17 protein-coding genes and 1 other RNA gene are annotated in these 15,270 nt (G+C 46.3%); 3 read left to right on the top strand and 15 right to left on the bottom strand.

The window, feature by feature from the left end; all coding sequences use genetic code 11:
• Window position 1 precedes the first annotated feature (1 nt).
• Window positions 2-628 carry a hypothetical protein gene (locus BM257_RS11350; protein ID WP_143096841.1) on the top strand — a complete coding sequence of 209 codons (627 nt, stop codon included), beginning with the start codon at window positions 2-4 and terminating at the stop codon, window positions 626-628.
• A 2-nt stretch (window positions 629-630) separates the two neighbouring features.
• On the opposite strand, the gene BM257_RS11355 is transcribed toward BM257_RS11350, so the two are convergent.
• Window positions 631-924 carry a hypothetical protein gene (locus BM257_RS11355; RefSeq protein ID WP_092072618.1) on the bottom strand — a complete coding sequence of 98 codons (294 nt, stop codon included), beginning with the start codon at window positions 922-924 and terminating at the stop codon, window positions 631-633.
• Window positions 925-1,069: 145 nt separating this feature from the next.
• Between BM257_RS11355 and BM257_RS11360 the strand changes: the two genes are divergently transcribed.
• A complete protein-coding gene (locus BM257_RS11360) occupies window positions 1,070-1,843 on the top strand; it encodes a TrmH family RNA methyltransferase (protein WP_092072621.1) in 774 nt (257 codons plus the stop codon).
• Here the strand turns inward: BM257_RS11360 and BM257_RS11365 are convergent.
• From BM257_RS11365 to BM257_RS11430, 14 genes are all read right to left on the bottom strand, one after another.
• Window positions 1,828-3,060, bottom strand: coding sequence for a M64 family metallopeptidase (locus BM257_RS11365; protein ID WP_092072624.1), 1,233 nt, complete (start codon window positions 3,058-3,060; stop codon window positions 1,828-1,830). The genes BM257_RS11360 and BM257_RS11365 overlap by 16 nt on opposite strands.
• Complete coding sequence (locus BM257_RS11370; protein ID WP_092072627.1) at window positions 3,057-3,410, bottom strand: 2-amino-4-hydroxy-6-hydroxymethyldihydropteridine diphosphokinase; 354 nt, start codon at window positions 3,408-3,410, stop codon at window positions 3,057-3,059. Before BM257_RS11370 ends, BM257_RS11365 begins: the two co-directional genes overlap by 4 nt.
• Complete coding sequence (locus tag BM257_RS11375; protein WP_092072630.1) at window positions 3,407-5,389, bottom strand: fructose-1,6-bisphosphatase; 1,983 nt, start codon at window positions 5,387-5,389, stop codon at window positions 3,407-3,409. Before BM257_RS11375 ends, BM257_RS11370 begins: the two co-directional genes overlap by 4 nt.
• The gene (locus BM257_RS11380; RefSeq protein ID WP_092072633.1) at window positions 5,386-6,480 is read right to left on the bottom strand and encodes a glycosyltransferase family protein; all 1,095 of its coding nucleotides are present in this window, start codon (window positions 6,478-6,480) and stop codon (window positions 5,386-5,388) included. The genes BM257_RS11375 and BM257_RS11380 overlap by 4 nt, the downstream gene beginning before the upstream one ends.
• 12 nt (window positions 6,481-6,492) lie before the next feature.
• Entirely contained in the window at window positions 6,493-7,146 is a 654-nt protein-coding gene (locus BM257_RS11385) for a glycosyltransferase family 2 protein (protein WP_092072636.1), read from the bottom strand.
• A 9-nt stretch (window positions 7,147-7,155) separates the two neighbouring features.
• Window positions 7,156-8,316, bottom strand: a complete 1,161-nt coding sequence (lysA, locus tag BM257_RS11390; protein WP_092072639.1) for a diaminopimelate decarboxylase — start codon at window positions 8,314-8,316, stop codon at window positions 7,156-7,158.
• Between the two features lie 20 nt (window positions 8,317-8,336).
• The gene (locus tag BM257_RS11395; RefSeq protein WP_092072641.1) at window positions 8,337-9,656 is read right to left on the bottom strand and encodes an aspartate kinase; all 1,320 of its coding nucleotides are present in this window, start codon (window positions 9,654-9,656) and stop codon (window positions 8,337-8,339) included.
• Window positions 9,657-9,687: 31 nt separating this feature from the next.
• A complete protein-coding gene (locus BM257_RS11400; RefSeq protein ID WP_092072644.1) occupies window positions 9,688-10,443 on the bottom strand; it encodes a cell division ATP-binding protein FtsE in 756 nt (251 codons plus the stop codon).
• Between the two features lie 25 nt (window positions 10,444-10,468).
• Window positions 10,469-11,116: a bifunctional phosphoribosyl-AMP cyclohydrolase/phosphoribosyl-ATP diphosphatase HisIE gene (hisIE, locus tag BM257_RS11405; protein WP_092072647.1), complete on the bottom strand. Its 648-nt coding sequence runs from the start codon at window positions 11,114-11,116 to the stop codon at window positions 10,469-10,471.
• Complete coding sequence (gene hisF / locus BM257_RS11410; RefSeq protein ID WP_092072650.1) at window positions 11,113-11,871, bottom strand: imidazole glycerol phosphate synthase subunit HisF; 759 nt, start codon at window positions 11,869-11,871, stop codon at window positions 11,113-11,115. The genes hisIE and hisF overlap by 4 nt, the downstream gene beginning before the upstream one ends.
• On the bottom strand, window positions 11,850-12,581 hold the full coding sequence (hisA, locus tag BM257_RS11415) for a 1-(5-phosphoribosyl)-5-[(5-phosphoribosylamino)methylideneamino]imidazole-4-carboxamide isomerase (protein WP_092072654.1): 732 nt from the start codon (window positions 12,579-12,581) through the stop codon (window positions 11,850-11,852). The genes hisF and hisA overlap by 22 nt, the downstream gene beginning before the upstream one ends.
• Window positions 12,578-13,168 (bottom strand): imidazole glycerol phosphate synthase subunit HisH, encoded by a 591-nt coding sequence (gene hisH, locus BM257_RS11420; RefSeq protein ID WP_092072658.1) that lies wholly within the window; start codon window positions 13,166-13,168, stop codon window positions 12,578-12,580. Before hisH ends, hisA begins: the two co-directional genes overlap by 4 nt.
• Window positions 13,168-14,034, bottom strand: coding sequence for a formyltetrahydrofolate deformylase (gene purU / locus BM257_RS11425; RefSeq protein ID WP_092072660.1), 867 nt, complete (start codon window positions 14,032-14,034; stop codon window positions 13,168-13,170). Before purU ends, hisH begins: the two co-directional genes overlap by 1 nt.
• 126 nt (window positions 14,035-14,160) lie before the next feature.
• Entirely contained in the window at window positions 14,161-14,823 is a 663-nt protein-coding gene (locus tag BM257_RS11430) for an HAD family hydrolase (RefSeq protein ID WP_092072663.1), read from the bottom strand.
• Window positions 14,824-14,885: 62 nt separating this feature from the next.
• Between BM257_RS11430 and rnpB the strand changes: the two genes are divergently transcribed.
• Window positions 14,886-15,259, top strand: an RNA gene (rnpB, locus tag BM257_RS11435) — RNase P RNA component class A.
• Window positions 15,260-15,270: the final 11 nt, after the last annotated feature.

Here is a 15,270-nt window from a genome sequence, read left to right on the forward strand (position 1 = left end):
AATGAAAAACGATGTTAATGAACACGTACGACTATACCCTGATGGGAAATACCGGTGGGTATATGAAGTGAATATGCTGACCAACTTCTCTATCCTTTTTGATGTGTTGAAGGTGTTGGGAATCAGTATGGGAATCCTTGTCCTGTTGTTTGTTGTCATTGCCGTTTTTGATGGCGATTGGGATGTTGACATGCTCATCGGAATGGCTTCGACATTAGGTATCGTCGCTTTGGTGATGCTCGTTTTGGGACTGATCGGTTATTTTGTGTATGCGGCCATCTCTGGATGGAAATATGCAGTGCTTTTCATCATGGATGAGAAAGAAGTGGTACACCAGCAGATGCCTAACACGGTGAAGAAAGGTCAACTCATCGGTGCATTGACGATATTGGCTGGTTTAGCATCGGGACGGCCGGGAGCAGTGGGCACTGGTGTACTGGCTCAGTCACGTCTGTCCATGACCTCCACTCTTGCCCATGTTGAGCGCTTGGTCTCATGCAGAAGGATGAATCTCATAAAGGTAAATGAGCGCTTTGAGAAGAATCGTGTCTACGTCAACACAGAGGATTTCGATTTCGTGTACGACTACCTTCTCACACATTGCACACATCTTAAATTCTCAAAATAATTTCATGTCCAGAACTCCTTTTCTCCAGTATCTGTCATTTCTCCCTGACATTTGGGACAGGTCCGTAAATCCCATCTTCTGATTTGGTCGCTGCCACATTGCAAGCACAGTCGACCAGCCTCACTTCTATAGGATGGTGCCACATCGGCTATGATACCTCCCACAACGATATTCTGGATCGTCTTGCAGTCTGGGCACGACATTGCTATGATTTGTTGACGGAACAAGCCATGCCCCTCATACACCTCAGCCTCATACCCACATGCCTTACAGCGATATTTCCGTTTCCAAGCCATCAGTTAACCTTTCGTTGTTTCGATGCGGCAAAGTTAATCATTTTTATTCGATTTCAAATCATCAGTCGTTATTATTAGAATTGTTTATGAAGAAAGTAAAATAAAATATTTGGTTTTTTACTCACTTCTTTGTAATTTTGCAGGCATGATAGGAGATACAATATCGAGTATGCAGAATCCGAGGATCAAACAACTGCTGCTGTTGCAACAGAAATCCTCGGAGCGTCGCAAACAAGGTGTGTTTGTGGTGGAGGGGAAGCGTGAGCTACAGCATTGTATGGAGGGTGGCTATGAAATGGTGACCCCTTTCGTATGTCCTGAATTGTATCAGGACAATATGCCACAAGATGCTGTACTGGTGACACCTGCTGTGTATGAGAAAATAGCCTATCGTGGAACGACGGAAGGAGTCGTCGCCATCATCCGTACCAAGTCCCAGACGCTGAATGACCTGCGGTTGCCTGCTCATCCGTTGCTGATGATATTGGAAAGGGTAGAGAAACCTGGTAACCTGGGGGCTGTCCTTCGTTCCGCTGATGCTGCCAAAGCAGATGCCGTTATTGTTTGTGACCCTTTGACAGACCTTTACAACCCCAATCTGATACGAAGTAGTATTGGTGCTGTCTTTACCGTTCCCACTGTTGCCTGTACGTCAGAGGAATGTATCCGTTTCCTGCAAGAGCGTAACATACAGATTCTGACCGCACAATTACAGGACTCCCATCTGTATTATGATACAGACATGCGGAAGGGTACTGCTATCGTAATGGGGACAGAGGCAACAGGACTAACTGATCAGTGGCGTCAGGTAGCCACAGCACATATCCGTATTCCTATGCTGGGCAAACTCGACTCTCTGAATGTCAGTGTGTCGGCAGCTATTCTCTTGTTTGAGGCAGTCCGTCAACGAACCGTATAAAAATTGATGAGTTTTGTGAGTGCCTGTTGACAGACAGGACAGAAGTCGGGATGCTCATTGGTACGCATCCTGCAATCCTCTTGTCCGCGCCAGACACCCTTAGAGAGATAACCGCCTCCCTCAATGAGTCCAGCTTTCCCGGCATCTATCAGATTCTGCCATTTGGCAGGATTCTTCGTTGTCGTCGTCAGGTTAGGCTCCCACGGCTCTGTGTCTGCGAAATACATCGGGTCACTGTCGCCATAAGGATACTCGTCACCCAACCCACCGAAGGAATGTCCGAACTCATGGACAACGACGGGGCGGAAATGCTTTCCACGAGTATAACTCAGGTTATAAGAGTTATAGATGCCGCCACCCCCGTAATGGGCAGTGTTTGCCAGTACGATGATATGCTCATAGGGAGTCCCTGCAAGCCAGTCGTGAAGCTGTTTCAAATGCAAGGTCGTCAAATAGCGAGTCATATAAAACGTGTCGAAATGGGAGGCTAAGGCAGTATTTCTCCAAATGCCTTTGCCCGGTTGACTGACATCACTGTCATGAGAGGGTGAGCAAAGAGCGATAACATTGAACCGGTTGCGTAAGGTCTTAAATGGTTCATGTTCAAAGAGTGCCTCCATTGCCACGTGGCAGTCGTCTAAATACTGATCCATCTGTTCTGCTGTATATCCCTCTGCGACATATGCGATATGGATACAACAGGTGGTATCGGCAGCCTGTTGGAGTGTGATATATGGTGCCTCTTTCTTCCGTTGTAGTTGTCGTATCAGAATATCTTTTGGATCTACCTCATGCACCAATTCGGCAGTGACCTTATCATGGTAGTCACGTAGCTCCACTTTGATGCGGACCGGTTGTTGGGGATAGGGGATGAGAAACACATTCTCGAACGACTTCTTGGTATGCTTCGCCTCATCCGTAGCAAGCCACTCTTGGAAGAGGGTTGAGAAAGAATGGCGATAGATCACGATGCCCGTCATTTTGTCGAAGACGGTAATCTGACCATTGCCAGCCAGAGGCAGCTCTGCCAAACGATGTCTGCGTCCATACCAGCGGTGACTCTTTGAGAGCTGGTCGACATAGATATACTGTTGGTTGACATCACCTGCAAAGATATAGTCGAGGCGAAGGGTGCTGTCGGAAAAAAACTGCTCAAAGTCCTGAGCCTGTACACTCAACGAGAAGAGCGTCATTAATAGGAGAAGGTATTTCTTCATAGGATATCATGGATAATATTTTGAACATAAGGGCGTTGCCAGTCTTTCTCATGATAACGCTCCTCGTCATACTGCATCAAGTCAAGGTCGATGGTCACCATTGTTTTCGTTCGTCCTGTCACAGCCTCCATCTCTTTCAACAAAGCCTGCAGGTCATCCGTTGACAGATCCGTCATTCCTACAGCAAGCCTGTTCATGTACCATTTGCCCGAGCCTTTTATATCGGCAGTCCATAACCGACGACTTAACAGACAGCCGTCCAACAGATTGATAAGCCGTTCGGATGCCCATTGGATATGGACAGCCTGTTGCTGGCACGACCCTAAGGCAATGATGACTCGATGTTTCATTTCTTCTCTTTCAAGATACCATGACGGTAGGCGTAGAGCAACTCACGAAGGTCTTCTATCTGTGAACGGAGTTCGTCACCCTTGTCAGTGTCAGCCACCAACATACGATGTGCAGAGAGTTCCACGAGTTGGGTACTAGACTTGATGTCCGTCCCTTTTTGAATGGCTTCCGTAGCACTCTTGAACGGCTCGTGCTGTACAAGTTGAAAACCGCGGCTGTGGTACACTAATGTGTATCCTGCAATGCCCGTCTCATGATGATATGCCTCAGAGAATCCTCCGTCGATAACCATCAGTTTTCCATTAGCCTTGATAGGATTCTCACCCTTTGAGGCATGTACGGGGACATGTCCGTTGATGATATGACGATTAGGTCCTTTGACTTCAAAAGCATCAAGGATGCGGTCACATATCTCCTCAGAGTCACGCAATTGGAAATAATAGCCTTTTTCCTCTTTGTAAGTATCCTTGTCTGTCAGGAAATAACGCTCAAAAGTTGCCATCTTCGACTTATCGAACAATGGAGAGTCCTTGCCGCACCAGAGGTACAGGAAGAAGTCTTTGGCATACTGGCGCATCTCCGACTCTGTGTCACTGGTAAAGGCGGCACGGATCATCATACCGATATTGTGCATCAGGTCTTTTCCTGTATATCGTTTTCCAGGATATATCTCCACTTCTTTCAGACTACCGTCTGCATTTAACGGGCATGATGCATGGAAGAGCAAGTTATGGTTGCTGATAAGATACATACAGCCATGAGAGAGTAACATTTTCATGTGTTTACGCAGTTTCTCACAGACACGGAAGCTATGATGTAGCTTTTGCATGAGTAGTTCCTCCTCAGGGGTTAGCTGACTGGGATCGGCAGGGTCAATCGTCGGGAAATGGCATGATGTCATCTCATAATCTTTACTACCAATAGTACAAATGCCTTTCTCATAGTTGACAGCCTCCAAAAGACAACGGTCTTCCATCTGCCATTGAGGACGACGTTTGAAGATCTGTGCCTCCGTCTTGAACTGAATGACGGTAATTGCCTTGTGCATCTGTGCTGTCAGGCGCATGGTCTTCTCATCAAGAGAATTTCCTTTCAGGAGTATGGGGATAAATTCCTCACAACGGTCATCCCCATAAACATCCATAGCAAAGGTGGCAAGAGGGACGAGGTTGATACCATAGCCCTCCTCAAGTGTAGCAAGATTGGCATAACGGAGAGAGAGACGCAGCACATTACAGATACAAGCGTCATTACCTGCACAGGCTCCCATCCACAGGATGTCGTGATTGCCCCATTGGATGTCCCAGGAGTGATACTGTCGCATGGTGTCGAGGATGATATGAGCACCAGAGCCGCGATCATAGATATCTCCTAAGATATGCAGTTGGTCGATGGCTAGTCGCTGGATGACATTACACAAAGCGATGATGAAGTCATCAGCACGTCCTGTGGATATTATCGTATCGACGATCACACTGACATACGCCGCCTTATCTGTATCATCAGTCCGCTCATGTAACAACTCCTCGATGATATAGCCGAATTCCTCCGGCAGGGACTTACGCACTTTTGAGCGAGTATATTTGCTACTGACATCACGACATACGGCAACGAGCCGGTGGATGGTGATATGATACCAGTCTTCGATATCTGGTTCAGCAGCCTTGATGAGTTCTATTTTCTGCTCAGGGTAATAGATGAGTGTACACAACTCCCTGCGTTCTTTGTCACGGATGTCACCGGCAAAAAGTTCCGTGACCTTACGTTTAATATTACCAGAGGCGTTCTTCAACACATGCAGGAAAGCCTCACTTTCCCCATGCAGGTCAGCAAGGAAATGCTCTGTACCCTTTGGAAGATTGAGGATTGCCTCCAGGTTGATGATTTCTGTCGATGCAGCTGCTATCGTCGGGAAGGAGTTGGAAAGCAGTTGCAGGTAGTGCATATCACGGCTCAGGTTAGTAGTAGTCTGGTTCATATTTTAAGGTGATTATAGATTTGTTGTCTGATTCTTCTTGTAATTCTGTCATCAAGGGGTGTGACAGGCATAAAGCCCTCGTCAAAACCTGTGAAGTCATGAAGGAGTTGCATGGTGCGACAGGCGGTCTTGTATAGCTTTGACTCCTTCAGCGTCTCTGTGAGATGGTCTTCCTCCACGTCATGTTCCCGCAGTTCCTTGTCAATCTCACACAAATGACAGATGGTGAGCTGATGGTGAAGGATGAGTTTGCGGATATGCTTGAAAGTTGCCATCAGCCGGTCATTCTCTGATGCATACTGCATACCGATGGAATCCTGTATGGATTTAGGTACGTTATAGTTTCTCGGTAGATAGCAAGGGATATTGTCTGTCTCTAAATCAGGGATGCGGTAGTTCAGCAGATGAGCCCCACGCAGCACAATCCCTTTGATATTCTCGTAATGAGCATAAATTAGGATGTATCGCCACTGCTCTGGATCGTTCAACTGATACAGGTCCTCTGTGACCCACTGACTATCACCCGTTATTCCTGCCTTGATGAGACAACGAAGGAGATGGAGGGTCTGTTCACGCATCAGTTCTATCGTATGACTGTCGAGGACTTTCCGATAGACGAAGTATGTTTTCTGTGCCATCTCAGTGGAAGAGATGGAACGGGTAATGATCGGGTTACGGATAATCTCCATACGATCGCTCCATCCTAGTTTCTTGATACACTCTTCTTCCATTTTTCCTTGGATGATGACGGCATAGGCATTTTCAACAATCCTTTTCTGGAAGAGTATCTTTTTGGGGAGCTTCTCTTTCCAATAGTTCTCCTCCATGATCCAAGGCTCCAGTTGTCCATAAGGAGAGAGAACGATACGAGTTCCATTCTTCATTGCGATATGAAGGATACGATAGGCGGAATAGTACCAACAACCATGGATATGCAGGATGTCGAAATGGAGAGTCTGCAATTTCTCCTTGGCAGCAATCTCATTGTCTGCGAAGATATTCTCTGCCTCCAGTCCCATACTGCTCAACAACATGTCCACATAGTTAATGATCATGCTGTCATCCTTGGGTATGTAGTGAAGTATTCTCATAACCTATTGTTCTTAGCTCTTACAAAACACCAGCATGCGCAGTGCCAATAGTTTACCACTCTTGACATGTTGGTCATACTGTCGTATTGCCTCATAGATACAGTCCCGGTGGATAGCGACAGCATCATAGATACCACGTCTTCTTTTCAGGAACATACCATGATGTCCTTTGCCGGAATGCCGTTCAGTCTTTTGTAAGATAGGAATAGCATCCTCCAAATGCTGGTATGAGGCAAACTCCACGATTTCCGGATTCTTACGGTCTGTGAAGATCATAGCAACCTCTACGGCTCCCGATACTGTTTCCTTTGCCAGTCCATCAATCCATTCTGAGGATGTTGGTGGACGATGGATGTCGGCAAAGACAACCCAGTCACTCTTGGCAGCTTTTGCACCAATATACATCGCTAGTTGTTGTCTGCTAGGGTTTGGTACCGACTTCGGCAGGAAGGTGATATGCAGGGCAGGGCATTCCTCTTTGAATTGTTTCAAGACATCAGATGTCCTGTCCGTGGAGAAGTCATCCACCACAATCACCTCATAGGGTGTGTCACATTCTTGATGCAGGAAGAGGGGCAGGTTCTGTTCCAATGCCGTCTCCTCATCGTGAACGACAATCACGACAGACAGTTGTATGTTTGTATTCTTCGCAGTATTATTTGTCATCTTGAATTGTTAAATATCATCACTGGTAAAACCTTGCGGCAGACGGCGACAGTTATATTGTGATGCCATAATCTCACCATAGGCTCCTGCCGAGCGTATCGCCAGCAAGTCACCACGACGGCAGCCGTTCAGGTCGATTTGTTTGGCAAAGACATCCGTCGATTCACAGATAGGTCCCACCACGTCATAAACCTGAACAGGTTCCTCGCTGGTGATGTTCTCTATCTTATGGTACGCTTGGTAAAGAGCGGGACGGATGAGGTCCGTAAAACCCGCATCCACGATACAGAACTGTTTTAATGCTCCTTTCTTTATATATAAGGTTCGTGTGATAAGACTGCCACACTGAGCAACTACCGCACGACCGAGTTCGAAATGGAGGGTCTGTCCTGGGCGTAGCTTGAGCTTCTTAGCATACGTGTCGAAATATGCCTTGAAGTCTGGGATAGGAATGCGGTTAGGATGTTGGTAATCCACACCGAGACCTCCTCCCACATTGATATGCTCCACAATGATACGATGGCGCTCCAACTCATTTTGCAGTTCATTGATACGATTACAGAGTGCCTCGAAATCACTCATGTCGAGTATCTGACTACCAATATGGAAATGGAGTCCTACAACTTTCACATGATCCATACCTGTCGCCTCCTCGATGACGCTCATCATGTCACGCATGGCGATACCGAACTTGTTTTCGGCAAGTCCTGTGGTGATATTGGCATGTGTATGGGCTCCCACATTAGGATTCAAACGGAAGGCGACACGAGCTACTTTGTCTTTCTTTGTGGCAAGCTCATTGATGACCTCCAATTCTGGGATGCTCTCCACGTTAAAACAGAAGATATCGTTATCAAGACCGAGGTTGATCTCCCAGTCGCTTTTACCGACACCGGCATACACGATTTTCGAAGCAGGGAATCCTGCTTTGAGGGAGGCTTCTATCTCACCACCACTCACACAGTCGGCTCCGAAACCTGCCTGTCGGATGATACGGAGCAGAAGAGGATTGGCATTTGCCTTGACGGCATAGTGTACCACAAAGCCCTCATGCTTACCTGCCTCTTCCTGGATGGTCTGCAAAGTCTTTCTCAACAGCTCCGTATCGTAATAATAGAACGGTGTCTGGAGCTGCTGGAACTTATCTGTTGGAAATTGTCCTTTTGTCATTGTGTTGTGTTGTGGATATATTACTTGTTGAACAAAGTGTCACTCAGACTCTGCAATGCACGCTTCTTATCTTCCTCACGAATTAGGAAGGAGATATTGTAGTTGGAACCACCATAGCTGACCATACGGACAGGGATATTCTTCATGGCATCCATTGTCAGGGTCTCAAAACCAATATTCGACCAGTCGAGGTCACCGACGACACAGATGATGCACATGTTGGTGTCAACTGTTACTGTTCCGTATTTCTTCAACTCATCAACGATCTCTCCTAAGTGGGAGGAATTGTCAATTGACATGGAGACGCCGACCTCTGAGGTACATACCATGTCTATAGGTGTCTGGTAGCTTTCGAAGATTTCAAAGACCTTACGTAAGAAACCTGTGGCAAGTAACATACGACTGGACTTGATCTTGATGGCAATGATATTATCTTTAGCAGCCACAGCCTTGATCTTGCCATATTCTGTACTATTGCTGATTGTGGTTCCCTCTGCATCAGGATCCATCGTGTTCAATAAACGAACAGGGATTCCGGCGTACTTAGCAGGTTGCACACAGGTAGGATGCAGGATCTTAGCACCGAAATAGGCAAGCTCAGCAGCCTCCTCGAAATGCAACTGATGAACAGGAGAAGTCTTGTCAACCACACGAGGATCATTATTGTGCATACCATCAATATCCGTCCAAATCTGGATCTCCTCCGCATTCAAAGCAGCACCAATCAAAGAAGCGGTATAGTCTGAGCCTCCGCGTTGTAGGTTGTCAATCTCACCATAGGCATTACGGCAGATAAATCCTTGGGTAATATAGACCTGCTGTCCCTCATTCTTTTCCATGATAGCAGAGAGTTTCTCGCGGATATATGCGGGGTCTGGCTCAGAGTTCTTATCTGTACGCATGAAATCGAGGGCATTGAGTAATACCGCATTGATACCAAGCTCTTTCATGTAGTTAACAACCATGTTGGTAGACATCATCTCTCCCTGTGCCACGATACTCTTCTCCTCAAAAGAGGTGAAGAGTTCCTTAGTGAAAGAACGTAGATAGTTCATTTCTGCAACAATGAAGTCACGGGTGATGTTCTTCATCTCCTCTGTGGAGTAGAGCTCTTCGATGTGCTTCATATACTTCCTCTCCAGTGTGTTGATAACCTCGTTGGCACCCTCAGGGTTCTTCTTGTAAAGGTAGTCCGAGATCTCAACCAGTGAATTGGTTGTTCCAGACATTGCTGACAAAACCACAAAGACAGGTTCGCCAGACTTGGTGACCAGTTTCGTTACTTCTTTCATGCGGGCCGGTGAACCTACCGACGTACCGCCAAACTTCATTACTTTCATAGTGTTTATGTTTTTTTGTTTATTTCCTACATTAAATATCCTCCCTAGAGGAGTAGTCTACCTTACGTATCTCCTCTGGCTCGTTCTCTTGCTCGTAAGCGGCAATCTTATTATAGTCGTTGGTGATTTCCTCCACATGTCCGTCAATACAACGATAGACAATACCAGGATAATCTTTTAACAAGGGAATGTTATGAGTGGTCATCACAACAGCTGTTCCCATCTGTGTAATGTGACGCAGCAGACTGATGATATTAGCGGCGGTCTCAGGATCGAGATTACCTGTCGGCTCGTCAGCGATGATAATTTTTGGCTTGTTGAGAATAGCACGGGCTATGGCGATACGTTGTTGCTCACCACCAGATAACTCATGGGGGAAACGGTCGGCATAGTCCTGCATCTCCACATCTTCCAACACGTCATTGATACGTTCCTCTATCTCGTCCTTGTCTTTCCATCCTGTTGCCTTCAGCACAAAAGAAAGGTTGTCATGAACAGTACGGTCGCTTAACAGTTGGAAGTCCTGAAAGATAATACCCATCTGTCGACGGAGGGCAGGGATATACTTACGTTTCAGTCCGCGTAGGTCATGATTGAGAACGAAGGCGTTCTCTGCCTCATTGACATCCAACTCGAAATAGAGGGTTTTTAACAAGGTACTCTTACCGGCTCCTACACGACCGATAATATATATAAACTCTCCCTCGTTGACGTGGAAGTCTACTTCCTTGAGTACGAGGATTCCATCTTTCTGATAGATATTTGCTTTCTGATAGTCTATAAGCATCTCTCTTACTTATTTTGATTACATCTTATTTCATGGCTCCACTTGCTTTGGCTTCACGGCGTTTCTTATCCCAGTCGGGATCATGCCGTTTTTGCAACTCTGCTGCCACCTCCTCGATACGCAGTCCTTTCTCTGTTAAGAGTACCAGCAGATGATATAGCAGGTCACTTGCCTCATAAATCAGATGGTCTTTCGTACCATTCGTCGCCTCTATGACGGTCTCCAGAGCTTCTTCACCCACTTTTTGGGCAATCTTATTGACACCGTCACGGAAGAGTTTGGTGGTATAAGAACCTTCTGGCATCTCTTCCTTACGCTTATTGATGAAGTCCTGAAGTTCCGTCAGGAAGAGTAGGGGATTCATGTCATTTTCCTCCCCCCAGCAGGTGTCTGTTCCCGTATGGCAGGTAGGACCGATGGGATGAGCTTTCACTAGTAGAGTGTCATTGTCGCAATCAATTTGCATACTGACGAGATTCAGGAAATGTCCGCTAGTCTCACCTTTTGTCCACAGGGCCTGACGGGTACGACTCCAAAATGTCACATGTCGAGTCTCTATCGTTTTTTGATAGGCTTCCTCATTCATGAATCCTAACATTAACACATTCTTGGTCGTCGCATCTTGTATGATGGCGGGTACCAGCCCGCCCATTTTCTCGAAATCTATCTTCATAGTCTTACGTTAATTCCTTCTCTTGTTAAGTATTGTTTAAGTTCAGGCACAGGAATCTCTCCGAAATGGAAAACACTTGCTGCTAAGGCAGCATCAGCGTGCCCCTCGACAAAGACATCACGGAAATGCTCTTTCTTCCCGGCACCGCCACTGGCAATGATTGGAATAGAAAGGTGGTCGGCGAGTTCGCGCAATGCCTCGTTGGCATATCCGTTCTTTGTTCCATCATGATTCATCGACGTAAACAGAATCTCACCAGCTCCACGCTCTTGTACCTCGTGAGCCCATTCGAAGAGTTGTCGCTCTGTCCGTTCACGGCCTCCTTTCAAATAACAATGCCAGCCGTCCTCATCAAGACGGGCGTCAATTGCACAAACACATACCTGACTTCCAAAACGCGTCGTAATCTGGTCTATCAATTCTGGATGACGGATAGCGGCACTATTGACACTCACTTTGTCAGCACCAGCATATAACAGACGTTCCACGTCAGCAAGTTCATTAATTCCTCCACCTACGGTAAACGGGATATTCAGGGTCTCTGCTACTTTCGTAACCATTTCCGTAAAAGTCTTGCGGCCTTCATAAGAGGCTGTGATATCAAGGAACACCAGTTCGTCAGCACCTTGCTCACTATATGCTTTTCCCAGTTCTACAGGGTCACCGGCAGAACGGAGATTGACAAAGTTCGTGCCTTTGACCGTCTCACCGTCTTTTACATCCAGACAGGGTATTATGCGTTTTGCCAGTCCCATAACTCCTTTAAATTAATTTTACCTTCATAAATAGCCTTGCCAAAGACGACTGCGGGAATGCCTGCTTGATCCAACGCTTGTATGTCAGCCATACATGACACTCCGCCACTGGCTATCAGGTGCAACTGAGGGTATGCTTCCATAACCTGGCTATACAGCTCAATGGCGGGTCCCTGTAAGGTACCGTCTTTAGATATCTCCGTACACAGCACGTTTCTCACACCGGCATCAATATATTTTTGGAGGAAAGGTAACAGGTCCTCTGTGGAGTCCTCCTTCCATCCATTGATACTGATCTTGCCATTTCGCACATCAGCACCAAGAATCATATGCTCTGCCCCATATTTCTCCATCCACGAGATAAACAAGTCGGGATTCGTTACTGCGATAGACCCTACAGTCACCATCTTCGCACCATTGGCAAAGGCGGTCTCAATATCCTCATCCGTCTTGATACCTCCTCCAAAGTCCACCTGTAATTGGGTCTCGGATGTTATTTGATGGAGAGCCTGACTATTGACGATATGTTTGGATTTCGCACCATCAAGGTCAACAACATGTAATCGCTTGAAGCCAATCTTCTCAAACTCATGTGCCACAAGTGACGGAGAGTCGTTATAGACGGTCTTCTGATTATAGTCACCCTTTGTCAGACGTACACACTGACCGTTGATGATATCTATAGCGGGAATCAGTTCTATTGAATTCATAGTTTGAGGAAATTCTTAATGATTTGCTCACCCACCTTACCACTCTTCTCGGGGTGGAACTGGCATGCATAGAAATTGTCACGATGCATCGCAGCGGAGTAGGGAAGGATATAATCAGCAACAGCCGCCGTATCAGCACAAAGTGGAACGTAATAGCTGTGTACGAAATAAACATACGGATGCTCTCCCAAGCCCTCAAAGAGTTTGTTATCTCTCTTCTCAATAACGTTCCATCCCATACAGGGCACCTTATCTTCGTGGCGCTGGGGCTGGAAACGTTTTACCTCTGCGTCGAAAACACCAATGCAATCCACATCACCTTCCTCGGAGTGCTTACAGAGCAACTGTTGTCCTACACAGATACCGAATACAGGTTGCTTGAGGTCTCGGATCACCTCATCCAGTCGTCGTGCCTTCAGATAATCCATCGCACCACGAGCCTCTCCTTGTCCGGGAAAAAGCACACGGTCTGCTTTCCTCAATTGTTCTGCATCATCCGTCAGCAGAGGGTCTATACCTAATCTACGAAGAGCATTAACAACTGAGTAGATGTTTCCTGCATTATATTTTACGATAGCTACGTCCATTAGCTGAAGATAATCGTTTTGTTCTTATAGGTCAATATCTTACGCTGGATGTGCTTGGAGACGGCATGTGACAAGACAATTTTCTCCAAGTCCTTACCTTTCAGTACCAGACTCTCTGGCGTATCCTTGTGAGTGATACGAGTGACATCCTGTTCGATAATTGGTCCTGCATCCAGTTCTGCCGTCACATAATGGCTGGTAGCTCCAATGATCTTGACACCACGTTCCCATGCCTGATGATAGGGCTTGGCTCCCACAAAAGCTGGAAGGAAAGAGTGGTGGATATTGATGATATGATTGGGATAGGCAGCAATCATCTCGTCACTGATGATCTGCATATAACGGGCAAGGACGATGAAAGTCACCTGGTTTTTCTTAAGCAGTTCCATCTCAGCAGCTTCTACCTCTGCCTTGTTAGAATGGTCTTTCTTGATGCTAAAGACATAGTAGGGGATGTCAAACTGCTCAGCAACATATCTTAGATCTTCATGGTTGCTGACGATACAAGGAATGTCGATTTCCCATTCCCCTGCTTTCCAACGTGCCAGTAAGTCATAGAGACAATGACTCATCTTCGATACGAAAATTGCCATACGAGGGCGTTTGTCACTGAAATACAACTTACATGTCATCTGGTAACGCTGAGCATAAAGTGTATTGATATATTCTTGTATCTTCTCCTGAGGAATCAGGAAATTCTCCAGTTCCCATTCGATACGCATGAAAAACATGCCGTCCTGTTTGTCTACATACTGGTCGAGGTATACGATATTCCCTTGATTATCAGTAATAAAGCGAGTTACTTCTGAGATGATACCCTGTTGGTCGGGACAGTGCAGAAGCAATATTGCTGTTGGTTTCTTCATTGTCTTTATTTAGTCCTAATTATTAATTTGACGTGCAAAATTACTAAATAAATCTCACATTACCAAAGGTAATGGGAAAAAATACGATAAAAGGACAAGAATCCTCATAAACTATGATGAGGATTTCTATTTTATTATCAGATCCAAAGGGGTCTCTATAAAATCAGTTGCGCCATGAGCTTCCAGGAACTGGCGGTCACGGAATCCCCAAAGTACGCTTATGCAAGGTAGTCCCGCATTGTGAGCCGTTTGGATATCCACCTCACTATCACCTATGTAGACTGCTGAGAGATGGGAGGAATAGGGAGAAGGGTACCCTAATTGACGCAATGCCTCATAGACCAAATCCGGGGCAGGTTTTTTACGGATACCACTCTCTTCATGTTCGCCAACCGCCACGTCAACCTCTGGAAAGAAATGACGGATGAGTTCTTGGGTGGCTGCCATCATCTTGTTGCTTACTACTGCCAACTGACATCCATTTGACTTAAGATGATGTAATAATTCAGGAATATGATCGTAAGGACGAGTCGTATCAAGGGAATGTGCCATATAATACTGCCGGAAAGTTGCGAAGACATCCTCAAATTGTGGATGGTGGGCTCCTTCTGGAATTGCACGTTCCATCAGCAGCCGTACGCCATTGCCGACAAAGCGGCGAATATCGTCAAGAGAATGCTCAGGCATACCATATTGTCGAAGGGCATAATTAACTGCGGATGCCAGGTCTTGAAGCGTGTCTAATAAGGTGCCGTCGAGGTCAAAGATATAGATATTGAATGTTTTCATGATGCAAAATTACAAAAAAATTTGCTATTTCACCTAATTTCTATTAACTTTGCAAACAGAAAGCAGTGCCTTGGCTTGTCGCTGGTGTCAACAGCCGTATAGGTTGAACACGAGAGGAAAGTCCGGGCAGCAAAGGGCACCCCACTTCTGAAAATGGAAGCAGCTGGTGACAGTTGGTGTCGGGAGAAGAAAATAACCGCCCGCAAGGGTAAGGGTGAGAAGGTGGTGTAAGAGACCACCAGCCACTGGGTGATCAGTGGGCTGTTCTATCTGGGGGCTGCAAGTTCATGTAAACCATCGTCTGAGGGCTGCCCGTCCGAGTAATACGATGGAGGGTAGAATGCTAGAGCCGCAGGGTGACTTGCGGAGTAGATAAATGACAGGCTCCTTCCTGTATGGGAAGAGACAGAACCCGGCTTACAGAGGCAGTGCTTTTTTTTAAAAGAG

This window comes from Prevotella sp. tf2-5 (assembly GCF_900115435.1).
Taxonomy (GTDB): Bacteria; Bacteroidota; Bacteroidia; order Bacteroidales; family Bacteroidaceae; genus Prevotella.

Coding starts and splice junctions, on each gene's coding strand:
- BM257_RS11380 (WP_092072633.1), bottom strand. CDS start 6,480: ATGAGAATACTTCACTACATACCCAAGGATGACAGCATGATCATTAAC.
- BM257_RS11365 (WP_092072624.1), bottom strand. CDS start 3,060: ATGAAGAAATACCTTCTCCTATTAATGACGCTCTTCTCGTTGAGTGTA.
- BM257_RS11430 (WP_092072663.1), bottom strand. CDS start 14,823: ATGAAAACATTCAATATCTATATCTTTGACCTCGACGGCACCTTATTA.
- BM257_RS11355 (WP_092072618.1), bottom strand. CDS start 924: ATGGCTTGGAAACGGAAATATCGCTGTAAGGCATGTGGGTATGAGGCT.
- BM257_RS11400 (WP_092072644.1), bottom strand. CDS start 10,443: ATGCTTATAGACTATCAGAAAGCAAATATCTATCAGAAAGATGGAATC.
- BM257_RS11370 (WP_092072627.1), bottom strand. CDS start 3,410: ATGAAACATCGAGTCATCATTGCCTTAGGGTCGTGCCAGCAACAGGCT.
- hisA (WP_092072654.1), bottom strand. CDS start 12,581: ATGAATTCAATAGAACTGATTCCCGCTATAGATATCATCAACGGTCAG.
- BM257_RS11385 (WP_092072636.1), bottom strand. CDS start 7,146: ATGACAAATAATACTGCGAAGAATACAAACATACAACTGTCTGTCGTG.
- BM257_RS11360 (WP_092072621.1), top strand. CDS start 1,070: ATGATAGGAGATACAATATCGAGTATGCAGAATCCGAGGATCAAACAA.
- BM257_RS11375 (WP_092072630.1), bottom strand. CDS start 5,389: ATGAACCAGACTACTACTAACCTGAGCCGTGATATGCACTACCTGCAA.
- BM257_RS11395 (WP_092072641.1), bottom strand. CDS start 9,656: ATGAAAGTAATGAAGTTTGGCGGTACGTCGGTAGGTTCACCGGCCCGC.
- purU (WP_092072660.1), bottom strand. CDS start 14,034: ATGAAGAAACCAACAGCAATATTGCTTCTGCACTGTCCCGACCAACAG.
- BM257_RS11350 (WP_143096841.1), top strand. CDS start 2: ATGAAAAACGATGTTAATGAACACGTACGACTATACCCTGATGGGAAA.
- hisF (WP_092072650.1), bottom strand. CDS start 11,871: ATGGGACTGGCAAAACGCATAATACCCTGTCTGGATGTAAAAGACGGT.
- hisIE (WP_092072647.1), bottom strand. CDS start 11,116: ATGAAGATAGATTTCGAGAAAATGGGCGGGCTGGTACCCGCCATCATA.
- lysA (WP_092072639.1), bottom strand. CDS start 8,316: ATGACAAAAGGACAATTTCCAACAGATAAGTTCCAGCAGCTCCAGACA.
- hisH (WP_092072658.1), bottom strand. CDS start 13,168: ATGGACGTAGCTATCGTAAAATATAATGCAGGAAACATCTACTCAGTT.